At 42.2% G+C, this 14,540-nt stretch carries 16 protein-coding genes; 12 read left to right on the top strand and 4 right to left on the bottom strand.

The window, feature by feature from the left end:
- Positions 1-20 precede the first annotated feature (20 nt).
- The 3 genes from EQY75_RS11800 to EQY75_RS11790 are packed head-to-tail and all read left to right on the top strand — an operon-like array spanning position 21 to position 2,846.
- Complete coding sequence (locus EQY75_RS11800; RefSeq protein WP_129606112.1) at positions 21-1,349, top strand: gliding motility-associated protein GldE; 1,329 nt, start codon at positions 21-23, stop codon at positions 1,347-1,349.
- Positions 1,339-1,893 (top strand): gliding motility lipoprotein GldD, encoded by a 555-nt coding sequence (gldD, locus tag EQY75_RS11795; protein ID WP_129606110.1) that lies wholly within the window; start codon positions 1,339-1,341, stop codon positions 1,891-1,893. Before EQY75_RS11800 ends, gldD begins: the two co-directional genes overlap by 11 nt.
- Positions 1,884-2,846 carry a pyridoxal-phosphate dependent enzyme gene (locus EQY75_RS11790; protein ID WP_129606108.1) on the top strand — a complete coding sequence of 321 codons (963 nt, stop codon included), beginning with the start codon at positions 1,884-1,886 and terminating at the stop codon, positions 2,844-2,846. Before gldD ends, EQY75_RS11790 begins: the two co-directional genes overlap by 10 nt.
- Here the strand turns inward: EQY75_RS11790 and EQY75_RS11785 are convergent.
- Positions 2,843-3,334: a hypothetical protein gene (locus EQY75_RS11785; RefSeq protein WP_246019880.1), complete on the bottom strand. Its 492-nt coding sequence runs from the start codon at positions 3,332-3,334 to the stop codon at positions 2,843-2,845. The two genes, EQY75_RS11790 and EQY75_RS11785, sit on opposite strands and share 4 nt — an antisense overlap.
- Positions 3,335-3,355: 21 nt before the next feature.
- On the opposite strand from EQY75_RS11785, the gene EQY75_RS11780 reads away from it, so the two are divergent.
- Positions 3,356-4,246 carry a DMT family transporter gene (locus tag EQY75_RS11780; RefSeq protein ID WP_129606104.1) on the top strand — a complete coding sequence of 297 codons (891 nt, stop codon included), beginning with the start codon at positions 3,356-3,358 and terminating at the stop codon, positions 4,244-4,246.
- A gap of 30 nt (positions 4,247-4,276) precedes the next feature.
- On the opposite strand, the gene EQY75_RS11775 is transcribed toward EQY75_RS11780, so the two are convergent.
- Together EQY75_RS11775 and EQY75_RS11770 are read right to left on the bottom strand one after the other, a co-directional pair.
- Positions 4,277-6,355: a M16 family metallopeptidase gene (locus tag EQY75_RS11775; protein ID WP_129606102.1), complete on the bottom strand. Its 2,079-nt coding sequence runs from the start codon at positions 6,353-6,355 to the stop codon at positions 4,277-4,279.
- Between the two features lie 3 nt (positions 6,356-6,358).
- Complete coding sequence (locus EQY75_RS11770) at positions 6,359-7,687, bottom strand: M16 family metallopeptidase (RefSeq protein ID WP_129606100.1); 1,329 nt, start codon at positions 7,685-7,687, stop codon at positions 6,359-6,361.
- A gap of 177 nt (positions 7,688-7,864) precedes the next feature.
- Here EQY75_RS11770 and EQY75_RS11765 point away from each other — a divergent pair, with 177 nt between their 5' ends.
- The 3 genes from EQY75_RS11765 (at position 7,865) to rpmA (ending at position 9,313) form a co-directional block, all read left to right on the top strand.
- Positions 7,865-8,308, top strand: a complete 444-nt coding sequence (locus EQY75_RS11765; RefSeq protein ID WP_129606098.1) for a DUF4199 domain-containing protein — start codon at positions 7,865-7,867, stop codon at positions 8,306-8,308.
- 133 nt (positions 8,309-8,441) lie between these two features.
- Positions 8,442-9,020, top strand: coding sequence for a 50S ribosomal protein L21 (gene rplU, locus EQY75_RS11760; protein WP_129606096.1), 579 nt, complete (start codon positions 8,442-8,444; stop codon positions 9,018-9,020).
- Between the two features lie 32 nt (positions 9,021-9,052).
- Complete coding sequence (rpmA, locus tag EQY75_RS11755; protein ID WP_129606094.1) at positions 9,053-9,313, top strand: 50S ribosomal protein L27; 261 nt, start codon at positions 9,053-9,055, stop codon at positions 9,311-9,313.
- A gap of 68 nt (positions 9,314-9,381) precedes the next feature.
- Here the strand turns inward: rpmA and ahcY are convergent, their stop codons facing one another.
- On the bottom strand, positions 9,382-10,698 hold the full coding sequence (ahcY, locus tag EQY75_RS11750; protein WP_129606092.1) for an adenosylhomocysteinase: 1,317 nt from the start codon (positions 10,696-10,698) through the stop codon (positions 9,382-9,384).
- A gap of 87 nt (positions 10,699-10,785) precedes the next feature.
- Between ahcY and EQY75_RS11745 the strand changes: the two genes are divergently transcribed.
- From EQY75_RS11745 to EQY75_RS11725, 5 genes are read left to right on the top strand one after another with little or no spacing between them, the layout of a single operon-like run.
- Positions 10,786-11,469 carry a 4'-phosphopantetheinyl transferase family protein gene (locus tag EQY75_RS11745; RefSeq protein ID WP_129606091.1) on the top strand — a complete coding sequence of 228 codons (684 nt, stop codon included), beginning with the start codon at positions 10,786-10,788 and terminating at the stop codon, positions 11,467-11,469.
- Positions 11,466-11,726: a thiamine-binding protein gene (locus EQY75_RS11740; protein WP_129606089.1), complete on the top strand. Its 261-nt coding sequence runs from the start codon at positions 11,466-11,468 to the stop codon at positions 11,724-11,726. The genes EQY75_RS11745 and EQY75_RS11740 overlap by 4 nt, the downstream gene beginning before the upstream one ends.
- Positions 11,710-12,342: a nicotinamide riboside transporter PnuC gene (pnuC, locus tag EQY75_RS11735; RefSeq protein ID WP_129606087.1), complete on the top strand. Its 633-nt coding sequence runs from the start codon at positions 11,710-11,712 to the stop codon at positions 12,340-12,342. The genes EQY75_RS11740 and pnuC overlap by 17 nt, the downstream gene beginning before the upstream one ends.
- The gene (locus tag EQY75_RS11730) at positions 12,303-12,869 is read left to right on the top strand and encodes an AAA family ATPase (RefSeq protein ID WP_129606085.1); all 567 of its coding nucleotides are present in this window, start codon (positions 12,303-12,305) and stop codon (positions 12,867-12,869) included. The genes pnuC and EQY75_RS11730 overlap by 40 nt, the downstream gene beginning before the upstream one ends.
- Positions 12,862-14,403: a DUF4301 family protein gene (locus tag EQY75_RS11725; RefSeq protein ID WP_129606083.1), complete on the top strand. Its 1,542-nt coding sequence runs from the start codon at positions 12,862-12,864 to the stop codon at positions 14,401-14,403. The genes EQY75_RS11730 and EQY75_RS11725 overlap by 8 nt, the downstream gene beginning before the upstream one ends.
- Positions 14,404-14,540 lie beyond the last annotated feature (137 nt).

Raw genomic sequence — 14,540 nt, 5'->3', positions numbered from 1 at the left:
TATAAATAACTGAAATACGCGTGGATCCGGATCCTTTTGAAGTACTTTTTGGTTTTGCAGCTTACGATAACCTCTTTGTATTTAAGACCATCTTTCTGTTTGTTCTACTGTTCTGCTCGGCTTTGATTTCCGGTGCGGAAGTGGCATTCTTCAGCCTTTCGATAACCGAATTAAAAGAAATACAGGAAAAAAATACCTCCCCGGGGGGAATTGTCGTAAAACTTCTGGAAAGACCTAAAAAGCTATTGGCGACCATCCTCATCGCCAATAACGCGATCAATATTGGCATCGTACTGCTCTTTAGTGATCTTGGTGATACCCTGTTTTCCTCTATCACTTATCAGATCATGGGGGTACTTTCAATCCGCTTCCTTCTCGAAGTTGTAGTCGCAACCCTTTTAATTCTGATGTTCGGTGAGATCCTGCCAAAGATCTATGCCAATAGGAACAGGCAACAATTTTCCCATCTAATGGCCTACCCTTTGCGGGTTTTAGATTTCTTGCTAACTCCGCTGAGCAGCCCGATGAGATCGGCTACCATCTATCTCTACAATCGTTTTGGGAAACAAAAATCCAGCCTTAGTGTTGACCATTTATCACAGGCACTCGAATTAACCTCAGAAGGAGACACTACCAAAGAAGAACAGAAGATTCTCGAGGGAATCGTGTCATTTGGAAATACGGATACCAAGCAGGTTATGCGACCCCGAATCGACATTTTTGCTCTGAGAGAAGACATGAAGTTTTCGGAAGTAATAGATGAAATTAAAAAACACGGCTACTCCCGAATTCCCGTGTTTTCAGACCATATTGATAAGGTGATCGGCGTGCTTTACGTAAAGGACTTACTGCCGTACATTGAACGGAAGCAATTTACATGGACCTCCCTGATCAGGGAACCCTACTTTGTTCCTGAAAACAAAAAACTCGACGATTTGTTACTGGAATTTCAGGAGAAAAAGATACACCTGGCGGTAGTAGTCGACGAATATGGAGGCACCTCCGGGATCGTGACCCTAGAAGATATCATTGAAGAAATAGTAGGAGATATCAGTGATGAATTTGATGATGAGGATCTGATCTTCTCCAAATTGGACGACTATAATTTTGTTTTCGACGGAAAAACGACCCTGAAAGACTTTTATCGGGTTGCCAAGATTGAAGATGAAACTGATTTTGAAGGGCAAAAAGGAGAATCTGAGACCATAGCAGGTTTTGTTCTGGAGATCGCGGGCAGCTTTCCCAAAAGAGGTGAAATGATTCCATTCAACAATTACCAGTTTGTTGTGGAAAGCCTCGACAAAAAAAGATTAATACAGATAAAAATTACCTTGCCGAATGAGAAATAAGTACACAGTTGTGCTGTTTTGTTTGATCCTTTTTACCAGTTCATGTCAGGATGAGGTCCTTCCAAAACCAAAGGCCCAACTTCGTCTTGAATACCCTGCAGGTAAATCCAAAGTCATAAATACGCCTGCTTTCAGCTTTCAATACAACGATCTCGCTCGTGTAAAGGATCTCAAATCTTCTTCCTTTACACTGGAGTACCCAGACCTCAAAGGGGCTATTTACCTTACCTACAGGCCTGTGGAGAACAATCTTCTGGAATTGGTATCCGATGCCCAAAAGCTTTCCTACGAACACGTGGTAAGAGCCGATAACATCCTGGAGCAAAAATATATTAATGATGAGCAAAGGGTTTTCGGAATGTTTTATGAGGTTAAAGGCAATGCTGCATCACAGGCTCAGTTCTATGCTACTGACAGTACACAACATTTTCTTACGGGGTCTCTATACTTCTACGCTAAACCTAATTACGATTCAATTTATCCGGCAGCAGTCTATCTGCAACAAGACGTTCGCCGTATCATGGAAACACTGAAATGGAAGTAAGGGAAAATGCTTTAGAACCAGGAGGTAGTCAGCTTCCGGCTTGTCATAAAAAGATAAAGCCCTATATTCATAAAACGCCCGTCCTTACTTCTAGACTGATTAACGAAATAACCGGGGCAGAGGTCTATTTTAAATGCGAGAACTTTCAAAGGATGGGAGCCTACAAAATGCGGGGAGCAACGCATGCACTTCTTCAACTTACAGATGAAGAACGCAGTAGGGGAGTTGTCACGCATTCATCGGGAAATTTTGCTCAGGCACTTGCCCTGGCGGCCCGAACTTTAGGTGTTACTGCTCATATAGTTATGCCAACTTCAGCCCCGGAGGTTAAAAAGAAAGGAGTTTTAGAATACGGAGGAATTATTTATGAATGTGAACCCACCCTGGCAGCCAGAAATACAGCCGCATCGGAAATTCAACAAAAGACCGGGGCAGTATTCTTGCATCCTTCCAATGACCCCGATGTCATTCTCGGACAGGGGACAGCTGCATTTGAACTTTTGCAGGATTATCCGCAGCTCAACTTCCTATTACTACCTGTAGGCGGGGGCGGACTCATTGCAGGCTCGGCTCTGGCAGCTGCATACCTGGGAAATAATTGCAAGGTTATCGGCACGGAACCCTTTGAAGTGGATGATGCCTACAGAGCTATGATAAGTGGTAAAATCGAAGAAAATAAAACGACAAATACCATTGCCGATGGCCTTAAAACACAATTGGGAAGTAACACGCTCCCAGTAATTTTAGATAAGGTTGAAAGGATAATCAGGGTAGAAGAGCAGGAGATCATAGATGCGATGCGCCTTATTTGGGAAAGGATGAAGATCGTGGTTGAACCCTCTAGCGCAGTAGCACTTGCAGGATTATACAGAGAACGAAAAGCCTTTAAAGACAAGCAGGTGGGTATTGTTATTTCGGGGGGAAATGTAGACCTCTCTGCCCTTCCTTTTTAGTCTTCAGCAAGTAACTCTTCAGCTTTTGCTATACTGTTATTAATATCCTCCTTAAGCTGATTTACCTTCTCCTCTTCTTCTAAAAGCCACACCTTTTTTTCGGCACTCAATTCCTTCCCGTTCATGATCTCATCAGAATCAAAACGCGAACCAAACCCTTGCATCCAATCCATCATCGACTTATGTGCTGCCTGAAGATCTTGCATGGCCTTCATATAATTTTTTCCGGTATCAGTAGTGTCGGCCATGGGTTTTAACCGGGCGACGAGTTTACTAATAGTGCCCATCTTAGGCATTACTTCATCGTGTACAGCCATTACTTCTTCCATTTTTGAAGAGGTCTCCGCCTTTTTGGGTTCCGTTTTGCAGGACATGCCGATTAAAAGGAATGATAATAGGGCGATCGTGGTTCTCATAGTCATTGCAGATTCGTTTATTAGCATAAAATTACGAAAGTGTACCCGGTCTAATTCGGTAAAATACTTCATTTTTGCGCAAATTCTTAAAAGTTGAGCGACGTAAACCGCAAATGGGTCTACCTTATTGTCCTTTCCATTATTTGGGGTACCTCTTATATTCTTATCAAAAAAGGCCTCGAAGGATTTACGCCAATTCAGCTGGGTTCGGTTCGTATCGTCATCACTTCTGTAGTTCTCCTTGGTATAGGATTCAAATCGCTCAGAAATATTTCCCGAAAAGAATGGTTTTGGATAGCCCTCTCAGGACTTTTTGGGAGTTTTATCCCGGTTTTCCTTTTCTCTTACGCAGAAACTGAAATTGACAGCAGTATTGCGTCCATTCTGAATTCATTGGTACCTCTCTTTACCATCATTATTGGGTTCTTAGCCTTTAGGATTTCCTTTACCCGCAATCAGATGGCAGGTGTTCTGGTAGGTTTATTTGGGGCGATCTTGCTCATCTACATGGGCTCTAATGTAAATCCGGATCAGAACTACTGGTATGCCGGACTCGTAGTTATTGCTACTGTTCTTTATGCATGTAACGCCAACATTATCAAGAGCAAATTACAGGAGGTTTCGGCTATGGGAATTGCCGCAGGTAATTTTGCCTTTATGGTCATTCCCGCCCTCATTCTGATGTTTTATTCAGGGGCACTCAGCAGTACAGTCAGGGAAGGGGAGTATTTTATGAGCTCTTTAGGGTATGTTGTTCTCCTGAGTATTATAGGAACCTGTGTGGCCAAGGTGATGTTCAACCGTTTGATCCAGATTTCCTCTCCTGTATTTTCAGTCTCTGTTACTTACCTGATCCCGGTGGTAGGAATCTTCTGGGGCTTGATCGACGGAGAACGTTTTAGTGTATGGCAGGTGTTTGCATCAGGAATCATTTTATTGGGAGTATACCTGGTCAACAAAAAAAGAAACGCATCCCATTCCTGAGATGCGTTTGATAATTTAGATTGTATTCGTTTATTCGAAATCTGCCTCTGTTACGGAATAGTTGATAACAGCTTCAAGTAACCTGACCTCAATGGTCTGCGGCCCTAGATTACTGGTCTTCAGAGTCGGAAATTTAATCCCATCAAACTCCTGATAATCCATCAACATGCTTTCCTGGTTTTGGGTTTGCCCATTCATGGAAGTTACAGATGCTTCTTTCACTTTCAGACCGGATTCTACATCGTAGTAGTAGGTTGCCTGCACCACCTTTCCGGGAACCTCTATTTTAATTACTTCTTTCCCATCCAACATTTCGGTTCCGCCAATTTTGGCATCAGGGTTGGTCGCAATCTTTTGCTCCGGGAAGATTCCCATCGAACTCTTCATGTCTTGCTGAAGATCCGGGGGTAATGGTGTTTTATTGGCGCCCTGCTTCATGTACAACTCGTCGCCTTTGGCAATAACTCCCATCATAGGAGCATTGTTCATAAAGGTAGTCTGAGCGTATTTATCTGCGGTTTTTTTCTCCTCAACTTTGATCGTAGCTCCCATCGCACTGCCTTCATAGACGAGCTTAAGGGATTCTATGGCAGCTACATTATCTTTCCCACCAATGGCCTCAAAATATTTATCGATCACCGATTGCACTGTTACACCTTCGGGCACGCTGGCCTCGTAATCCGGTTTTTCAGTTTCATTGGCGTATTTGTCGAAGTATTTGATCGGAACCGACTTCCCGTTAAAAGTGACTTTCTCCAGGTTTTCCAGAACTTCACTTCCCTTACCGGCTACAACTACTCTCGCATTATTTGCAGAAAAGTATTTACTTGCTGCTGCCTGAACATCCTCGATGGTTATGGCATTTATCCTTTCAAGGTAGGTCTTGTAGAAGTCACTTGGCAGGTCTTCAGTTTCGATATTAAGAGCATACCTGGCTATTGTAGACGGTCTTTCGAGAGCCATCACAAAGTTTCCAACGTATTTAGCCTTGGTATTTGCCAGTTCTTTAGCCGATACAGGTTCCTTGGCGATTCTGTCAATCTCAGAGAGCAATTCAACAACGGAACTATCAGTAACGACATTCCTAACGCTTGCCGAAGCGCTGAATCTGGCAGGAACATATTTATTATCTCCTATACGCGAATAAGACCCATAGGTATATCCTTTGTCCTCCCTTAAATTCAAAAACAATCTTGCTTCACCTCCTCCTCCGAGGATCTGATTGGCAACAATAGCGGGAAGGTAGTCCTCATCTTTCATTTTCAGATCTACCAGGTTTTGGACCGTAATTTCAGATTGAACAGCATTGGGAACATCTACAAAGTTAATCTGGGTGTACTGAGCATCCAAAGGTTTAGAGAACGATAATGACGGAGGCGCAGCCTTTGTCCACGGGGTAAATGCTTCTGTGACCAGTTCTTTTACCTGATCGAACTCTACATCTCCGATGACTACCAAATAAGCATTGGCAGGCACAAAATAACTCTCATAGAATCGGTTTACATCCAACAGACTTACGTTGTTGACCGTTTCCTCGGTAGTGAATTCTCCGTAGGGGTGATCAGTACCATAAGCTAGTGCTCTTTGTACCCTTCCTGCAATAGCAGAAACATCCTTCTCCTGAGTTTTAAGTCCGGTTATAAGTTTATCCTTCTCTTTGTCAAATTCCTCCTGTGTAAAGTTGGGATTAATGGCCGCATCAGCCATTAATTCAAGAATCCGGGGGAAATACTTAGACAGGGAACTGGCAAATGCACTTTGTGAACCAAAGCTGATACTAGCGCCAAGGAAATCAACTTCCTCATTAAATTCATCCTTTGGGATTGAAGTTGATCCGTTTCCTAAAAGAGCCCCTGTTAAACTCGAAACTCCTGCCTTATCTCCTTCCAAAATGGGAGGATTGTCAAGGGTTAATTGCATAGAGACTCTTGGCAATTTGTGATTTTCCACCACCATGACTTTCAAGCCATTGGCGAGTTCAAACTGTTGTGGATCTTCCAGATTGATCTCCGGGGCTGGCCCGGGTTCAGGCATTTTAGAACGGTCGATCTGTGCAGTGACAGACACCGTTATAAATGCAATTATCAAAGTATATATTATTCTTTTCATCTTTTAATTGTCTGTTTTGTCTTTGGGTAAATAATCGATCACTACACGCTGGTTGGGCTTCAAATACTTTGCTGCAACTTCCCTTATTTCTTCGCGGGTTATCGATCTGAATATATCAATCTCCTTGTTGATCAGGTCAGTGTCACCGTACAACATATACGAAGTGGCGAGAGTTCCTGCAATTCCTTCAACACTGGCATTGGAGTTGACAAATCTGTTTTCAAATTTATTTTGAAGTTTTTGGTAATCCTTTTCTGAAATAAGCTCGGTCCTTACCAGGGCAACTTCTTCTTCCATTTCCGCAGTTAGCACTTCGAGGGGTGTTTCACCTACAGGCAATGCAAAAACCAGATACATGCCATAGTCTTCCTGCCCAATGTTAAATGCTCCTACTTGCAAAGCCTGTTTCTGGTCGTCCACAATCTTCTTGTAGAGCTTCGAACTTTTACCATCGCTGAGGTAAGTCGATATCATATCCAGTACGTAAGCATCTCGTTCTGCAAATCCAGGAGTTCGGTAAGCCACCATCACAGCCGGGATCTGAATGTTAGGATCGTAGGCCGTTGCCTTGATCTCCTCTGTGATAGGCTCTTCCTTAGGATAACTTCTTTGGATATCAGCTCCTCGTGGGATAGGCCCGAAATAATCAGAGATCAATTTCTTGGTCTCAGCTACATCAATATCGCCTGCTACAACCAGTACCGCATTATTGGGCACGTAGTATTTCTTGTTGTAAGCGATCACATCTTCAAGCGTAGCGGCATCCAGATCTTCCATATAGCCTATATTGGGATCCTTATAAGGATGCACTTTAAACAGGTTTTCTCCAAGTACCGGCAATAGCTGCCCATAGGGAGAGTTGTCATATCGAAGTCTTTTTTCTTCTTTTACTACTTCCTGCTGTGTATCAATCCCTTCCTGGTTTATAATGGGATGCAGCATTCTTTCAGATTCCATCCAGAGCCCTAATTTCAGGTTGTTGCTTGGAAAAACTTCGTAATAATAGGTTCTGTCCTGAGAGGTATTGGCATTGTTTCTGCCTCCATTTGAAGAGACTATCTCAAACCATTTCCCTCTTTCTATATTCTTTGTTCCTTCGAAGAGTAAATGTTCAAATAAATGAGCAAAACCTGTTCGCCCTTCGGTTCTGTCCTTTCCACCTACGTGGTACATCACCGAAGTAGTCACTACCGGTGCTGTGTTGTCCTGATGCAGGATAACGTGCAAGCCGTTATCCAGATCGTACTCCTCATAAACTACTTCCTGGGCTCCGGCGGTCAGAACCATGAAGAGCAGGGCCATGAAGGGTACTGAAAATTTTCTTTTTCTCATGTGTTTGGTAATTAAATTAAATGAAGTAAATCTATTTTTGTAATAATCTGGTAAATCTGTGAAGATACTACAATTTTAGTTCCGTAAATATAAAAATTCCCATAGCTTTAACAAGAATTAACAGCCATATTAACGATAATTTCATACTTTGAAAGCCTTAAAACAACCAATAATCCTATGAAGAAAATCGCACTTCCCATTCGCTTTGGAATTGCTGCCAGCGGAAGCCTTATTGCTTATTTCTTGATCCTGTCTCTTGTTGATCTGCACACCAATGTATTTTACAGTTTGTTCAACGGAATAATAACGGGCTTTGCTATTTACGAAGCGATCAAATACTTTAAGATCCAGGAAAAAGACAAATTTACTTACGGTACAGGGTTTAAAGCAGGAATTGTCACAGGTTTTGTGGCAACTCTCATATTTACTGTATTTTTTGCCATCTACGCTACCGAAATAGATCCGGAATTTCTTGAACATCTCTCTTCACAATGGTTTAGCAGATTTGATAGTTTTGAGGCTATAGTTTTCTTTACCGTAGCGATCATGGGTTTTGCCACCAGTATTGTCCTTACCTTATCGTTTATGCAACTGTTTAAGTCTACTAATAATACCAAGTAAGGGACAGTCTTTTTTATAATCAAAACCCTTGCGATTTATCAATTTAGCAGTATATTTGCACCCTCCTAAAAGTTCCTTCGGACGTTTAAGTTGAACGGCGGGACAGAATAGGTTAATCATTTAATTCAACGCTATGTATGCAATTGTAGAAATAGCAGGGCAGCAATTTAAGGTTGCGAAAGACCAGAAGGTTTACGTTCACCGCTTAAAAGAAGAAGAGGGAAAGAAGGTTTCTTTTCATAATGTTCTTCTTTTGGAAGACGGTAAGAATGTTACTGTTGGCGCCCCGGCTATAGACGGCGCTGCTGTAGAGGCAAAAGTCGTTAAGCACCTCAAGGGTGACAAAGTAATCGTCTTTAAAAAGAAAAGGCGAAAAGGTTATCAGAAGAAGAACGGACATCGTCAGTTCCTCACTGAAATCCAGATTGAAGGTATTATTGCCAAAGGAGCTAAAAAGGTAGAAGCCAAGAAAGAGGCTGCTCCTGCAAAAGAATCTCCAAAAGCAAAGAAGGAAACTGCTCCTAAGAAAGCAGCTCCGGAAGCTAAAAAGGAAGCTCCCAAGGCAAAAGAGACCAAAAAAGCAGCTCCTAAAGCATCAGCTGATCTGAGTAAGAACACGGTTGCTGAGCTGAAAGCAATGGCAAAATCTAGAGGTGTTGAGGGGTATTCTTCTATGAAGAAGGCCGAACTCATCGCCGCATTAAGTAAATAATTAGGAGATCACTCCGCTAAACATATAGAATTATGGCACATAAAAAAGGTGTAGGTAGTTCCAAAAACGGAAGAGAATCGGAGTCGAAACGACTTGGAGTTAAGATCTTTGGCGGCCAGGCTGCTACTGCCGGAAATATTATTGTAAGACAAAGGGGAACCAAACACAATCCCGGAGAAAACGTATACGCAGGTAAAGATCACACTTTGCATGCCATGGTAGACGGGATGGTGAAGTTTGAGAAAAAGGCCGGAGGAAAATCTTATGTTTCCATCGAACCATTTGACGCTTAAACCCGTTTTCCAGAAATAAAAAAAGCTCTTGAGAAATCAAGAGCTTTTTTTATGATATCAATTTCAGATTAATATCGATAATAATCTGGTTTGAAAGGACCGTTTTGAGGTACTCCGATGTAATCAGCCTGCTCTTTGTCCATTTCCGTGAGTTCTGCTCCCAGACGTGAAAGGTGTAACTTAGCCACCTTCTCATCCAGGTGTTTTGGCAGCATATATACTTTATTTTCGTATTTATCACTGTATTTCCAAAGCTCTATCTGCGCCAGGGTCTGATTTGTAAAAGAATTGCTCATCACAAAACTCGGATGGCCGGTTGCGCAACCCAGGTTTACCAGACGGCCCTCTGCCAACACAATTACATCCTTCCCTTCTATGGTGTACTTATCAACTTGAGGCTTGATCTCGTCTTTTGTTTTCCCGTATTGAGAATTCAGCCAAGCCATATCAATTTCATTGTCGAAATGGCCAATATTACAAAGAATCGCCTTATCTCTCATGGCTCTAAAATGTTCTTCGCGGATGATGTCTTTATTTCCGGTAGCAGTTACAATAATGTCTGCATTTCCAATTACAGTTTCTAATTTTTTTACCTCAAAACCATCCATACAGGCCTGCAAGGCACAAATTGGATCAATTTCTGTCACTGTAACAATAGATCCGGCGCCTCTGAAAGAAGCGGCGGTTCCTTTTCCAACATCACCGTATCCGGCTACTACCACTTTTTTGCCGGCCAGCATAGTATCTGTGGCTCTTCTAACCGCATCAACGGCACTCTCTTTACAACCGTATTTATTGTCAAATTTCGACTTGGTCACCGAATCGTTTACGTTGATCGCAGGCATGGGAAGTGTTCCGTTTTTCATCCTTTCGTAAAGACGGTGAACACCGGTAGTTGTTTCTTCAGATAATCCTTTGATCCCGGAGGCTAATTCCGGATATCTGTCCAAAACCATATTCGTTAAATCTCCTCCGTCATCGAGAATCATATTTAAGGGTTTTCTGTCCTCTCCAAAGAAAAGAGTTTGTTCTATACACCAATCAAATTCCTCTTCATTCATCCCTTTCCAGGCGTAAACCGGAATACCGGTAGCGGCTATAGCTGCAGCTGCCTGATCCTGGGTTGAAAAGATATTGCAAGAACTCCAGGTCACTTCTGCTCCAAGGGCAACGAGTGTCTCTATGAGTACCGCAGTCTGAATAGTCATGTGAAGACAGCCGGCAATCCGGGCACCTTTCAGAGGTTGTTCTTCTTTAAATTCTTCTCTGAGGGACATCAGTCCGGGCATTTCTGCTTCTGCCAATTCTATTTCCTTTCTCCCCCATGCAGCAAGGGAAAGGTCTTTTACTTTGTGGGGCACATACGGCACAGTTTTAATGCTCATCTCTTTTTTTATTTTTACTTTCGTTAGCAAGCGGAAAACCGCAATTTTTTTTTCGACCTCAAAGATAGTGATAACTTAAAAATTCCCATGCCCCTTTACAAAACAATAACAATAAATCCAGGGATACGCGTACATATCTGGAAGATTTCAGAAGCGGAGGAAGACCTGGGTCGGGGGATAAAACTTACACCTCATTGTCAAGAGCGTTACGAGGGGATGAAATCTGAACTGCATCGCAGGGGATTTCTCAGTATCCGTCATTTGATGGCCGAGGAGGGCTATATAGATCACGACTTGTATTACGACGATCTCGGGAAACCGCATTTAAAGGATGGATCTTTTATTTCCATTACCCATTCTTATCAATTCAGTGCAATAGTGGTCAGCAAGAATATACCCGTGGGGATTGACATTGAGAAACAGCGGGAAAAGATCCTGAAAATTGCACATAAGTTTACACCCATTGAAGAATACGGTTCATTTTCTGAGCCATACCAGTTAATGAAGAAGCTTACAGTGGTCTGGGGAGCTAAGGAATCGCTATACAAGATCAATTCTACTATCGGACTAAGTTTCCTTAAGCATATTGATATAGAAGACTTTGATCTGGAAAGTGGGAAGACCAAAGGATTGATCCACCTCAATGGCCAGTATTCTTTTTTTGAGATCCACTTTAATGAATTTGAAGGTTTTACCTGTGCATATGCCATACAATTAAAATCCAGAGACTCAGAAGAGTACTTAATCCAAAACAACAAAGAAGCCCTATGAATATTTCAGTAGAACTTACGTTGAGTCCGCTTCAGGATCAATTTGAAGAGCCGATTATATCCTTTATAAAATCCCTTAGGGCATCCGGTTTAAAAGTCGTTGAAAATCCATTGAGCACACAGGTCTATGGACCCTATGACCAGGTGATGAACCTCATTAAGTCTCAGTTGAAAACGTCTTTTGAGACTATGGATAACGGATTGGTGTACATCAAAATAGTTAAATCGGATCGCAGCGAGTATGAACCCCATTTCTGATTTCTTTCTCGATCCCTATTCAGGAAGGGAACCTTACCTCATTGTACTTGAAGCTATCGCATTTTTTTTCGGGATAGCCAGCGTTGTCTATGCCAAGAAAGAAAATATCCTGGTATATCCAACAGGGTTGGTAGCGACTGTAATCACAGTTTACCTTTTTTACATCGATGCTCTTTTTGGTGATATGATGATGAACTTTTACTATTCCATTATGAGTATATACGGCTGGTGGAACTGGGCCAGGGTAAAAGGTGACGAAAGAGTAGTACAAATTACCAGGACCAATACCCGTGAAAAAATCATTGGAGTTCTTTTGTTCCTTATGACGATGGGAATCACTTTCGGGGTCTACAAAGGTTTTGGGACCCTTCTAAATGAAGCCAATTACATCGATATATTTACTTCAGGGATCTTCTTTACGGCAATGTGGTACATGGCCAATAAAAAACTCGAGAACTGGACCCTTTGGATTCTGGCAGATATTATCACCGTTCCGCTATATGCATACAGAGGCTGGGGAATGCTTTCCCTTCAATATCTTATCTTTACCGTCCTGGCTGTCCAGGGCTACATCGCATGGAAGAAAGATTTAAACAGCACCCATCAGACATTGTAAAGATTGTTTTGTTTGGCCCGGAATCAACTGGAAAGACAACGCTATCGCAGCAATTAGCCTCTCATTACAATACCCTTTGGGTACCCGAATACGCCAGGGAATACCTGCAGGACAAATGGGACAGGGAACAAAAAACTTGCGAACCTCACGATCTTCTTCCTATTGCCGAAGGACAAATGCGGCTTGAAAATGAGTATACGGAAAAAGCGGAGAAGCTCTTGATCTGCGATACAGATCTGCTGGAAACTAAGGTGTATTCTGAGGCCTACTACCTTGGATACACAGATCCTATTTTGGAAAAATTTGCCCTCCAGAATCAATATGATTTGTATCTTCTGACCTATATTGACACTCCCTGGGTTAAAGACGATTTAAGAGACAAGCCTGAGGAAAGGGAAATGATGTTTTCTTACTTTAAGAATACCCTCGAAAAATACAATAGGCCATTTTTTACTCTAAAAGGGAGCCCCGAAGAGAGGCTCGGCAAGGCCGTAAAATACATTGACAAAATACTAGAACATGATTGAATTTACTCAAAACGATGTAAAGCAGTTAGAAGAAAAAGGAATTAGCAGGAAAACAGTTGAGGGACAGATCAAAACCTTTGTCGAAGGTATTCCTTTTATCAATTTATACAGCCCGGCAGTAGTAGGGGAGGGAATATTAAAAACGGATCCTGCAGATGAGCAAAAATATGTGGAGAAATTCGAGGCCTCTCAGACTAAGCTCTCTCTCCTCAAGTTTGTTCCTGCATCAGGAGCGGCATCGAGAATGTTTAAATCGCTTTTTAGTTTTCTGGATAATTACGACCCCGGGAAAGAAGCTTTTTCTTCCTATATAAGCAGGACTGATCAAAGAGAAATGGATCAATTTTTCAAAGGTGCCAAAGACCTGCCTTTTTACGATATGGTATTAGGACGTATAAAAGCTAAGGACTTAGCCGAAGATAAGGCGAAGTTTAATTTTGTAAAAGAACTCCTCAGCGAAGACGGATTGAATTATGGGTTTTACCCAAAAGGACTCCTGCCTTTTCACAAATACGACGATCAAATGGTTACTGCCTTTGAAGAACACCTGGATGAAGCTGCTTTTTACGCCAAGGGGAAGGACAAAGCCGCTCTCCATTTTACCATTTCGGAACAACATCAGTCCCTTTTCGATAAGGAGCTAAAGAAAGTCAAAAAAAGAGCGTCTGAAAGAACCGGCACGAGTTTTAAAGTTGATTATTCTTATCAAAGTCAGGCTACAGACACCATCGCTGTAACTCTCGAGAATCAGCCTTTCCGAAACGAGGATAATTCGGTCCTGTTCAGGCCTGGTGGACATGGAGCATTGATTCAAAACCTCAATAGGCATGATGCCGATATTATCTTTATCAAGAATATTGACAACGTAGTGACCCGGGATCAATGTGACGAGATCGCAAGATCGAAAAAAGTGCTGGCCGGCGTACTTATTGAACTACAGGAAAAAGTCTTCCGATATTCTAAGGTTCTCGAGGATCACAGTATGGACGGCGAAGAATTAGACCGCATAAAGTCGTTCCTCGAAAACGACCTTAACGTTCGATTTTCTGACAACTACGGTGGATTTACCCTGGGGCAGCAGATAGAGATCTTAAAAGATAAACTCCACAGGCCCATACGGGTTTGTGGGATGGTAAAAAATGAAGGCGAGCCAGGAGGCGGGCCGTATTGGGTAAGGGACAGAAATGGAAATATCAGCCTGCAGATTGTGGAATCAGCCCAGGTAGATCTCGAGCATGAACATCAATCGGAAATCTTTAAAAAAGCCACACATTTCAATCCGGTAGACCTTGTATGTGGTGTAAAAGACTTTAAAGGAGATAAATACGATTTGCTGAATTTCGTAGACGAAAAGCAAGGATTTATCACCGAAAAAACAAAGGCCGGCAAGACCTTAAAGGCCCTGGAACTCCCCGGACTGTGGAATGGTGCCATGGCCTATTGGAACACAATTTTTGTTGAAGTGCCTTCAGCCACCTTTAATCCTGTAAAGACAGTAAACGATTTATTAAAGTCGGCTCATCAGCTAACTTAATCAGTATCCTTCGGTAATTTTATTAAATATTACGAAACAAGTACTTATCTTTGATCTATCTCAAAGGGGTGCCGGTATTGACTTTACTTCTGAGTTGAGCAAAACTGGCTGAGAGTATACCCAATGAACCTGGGCGG

Origin of the sequence: Muriicola soli, from assembly GCF_004139715.1 — a bacterium.
Taxonomy (GTDB): Bacteria; Bacteroidota; Bacteroidia; order Flavobacteriales; family Flavobacteriaceae; genus Muriicola; species Muriicola soli.
The sequence above is the reverse complement of the archived record's forward strand: the minus strand, read 5'-3'. Positions and strand labels throughout refer to the sequence as shown.

What these genes read in the sequence shown, in the direction of transcription:
- rplU (WP_129606096.1), top strand. Translation starts at nt 8,442, where the DNA reads ATGTATGCAATTGTAGAAATAGCAGGGCAGCAATTTAAGGTTGCGAAA.
- EQY75_RS11785 (WP_246019880.1), bottom strand. Translation starts at nt 3,334, where the DNA reads ATGAAGTATTTTACCGAATTAGACCGGGTACACTTTCGTAATTTTATG.
- EQY75_RS11775 (WP_129606102.1), bottom strand. Translation starts at nt 6,355, where the DNA reads ATGAAAAGAATAATATATACTTTGATAATTGCATTTATAACGGTGTCT.
- pnuC (WP_129606087.1), top strand. Translation starts at nt 11,710, where the DNA reads ATGAACCCCATTTCTGATTTCTTTCTCGATCCCTATTCAGGAAGGGAA.
- EQY75_RS11725 (WP_129606083.1), top strand. Translation starts at nt 12,862, where the DNA reads ATGATTGAATTTACTCAAAACGATGTAAAGCAGTTAGAAGAAAAAGGA.
- gldD (WP_129606110.1), top strand. Translation starts at nt 1,339, where the DNA reads ATGAGAAATAAGTACACAGTTGTGCTGTTTTGTTTGATCCTTTTTACC.
- rpmA (WP_129606094.1), top strand. Translation starts at nt 9,053, where the DNA reads ATGGCACATAAAAAAGGTGTAGGTAGTTCCAAAAACGGAAGAGAATCG.
- EQY75_RS11770 (WP_129606100.1), bottom strand. Translation starts at nt 7,687, where the DNA reads ATGAGAAAAAGAAAATTTTCAGTACCCTTCATGGCCCTGCTCTTCATG.
- EQY75_RS11730 (WP_129606085.1), top strand. Translation starts at nt 12,303, where the DNA reads ATGGAAGAAAGATTTAAACAGCACCCATCAGACATTGTAAAGATTGTT.
- EQY75_RS11765 (WP_129606098.1), top strand. Translation starts at nt 7,865, where the DNA reads ATGAAGAAAATCGCACTTCCCATTCGCTTTGGAATTGCTGCCAGCGGA.
- ahcY (WP_129606092.1), bottom strand. Translation starts at nt 10,698, where the DNA reads ATGAGCATTAAAACTGTGCCGTATGTGCCCCACAAAGTAAAAGACCTT.
- EQY75_RS11745 (WP_129606091.1), top strand. Translation starts at nt 10,786, where the DNA reads ATGCCCCTTTACAAAACAATAACAATAAATCCAGGGATACGCGTACAT.
- EQY75_RS11790 (WP_129606108.1), top strand. Translation starts at nt 1,884, where the DNA reads ATGGAAGTAAGGGAAAATGCTTTAGAACCAGGAGGTAGTCAGCTTCCG.
- EQY75_RS11740 (WP_129606089.1), top strand. Translation starts at nt 11,466, where the DNA reads ATGAATATTTCAGTAGAACTTACGTTGAGTCCGCTTCAGGATCAATTT.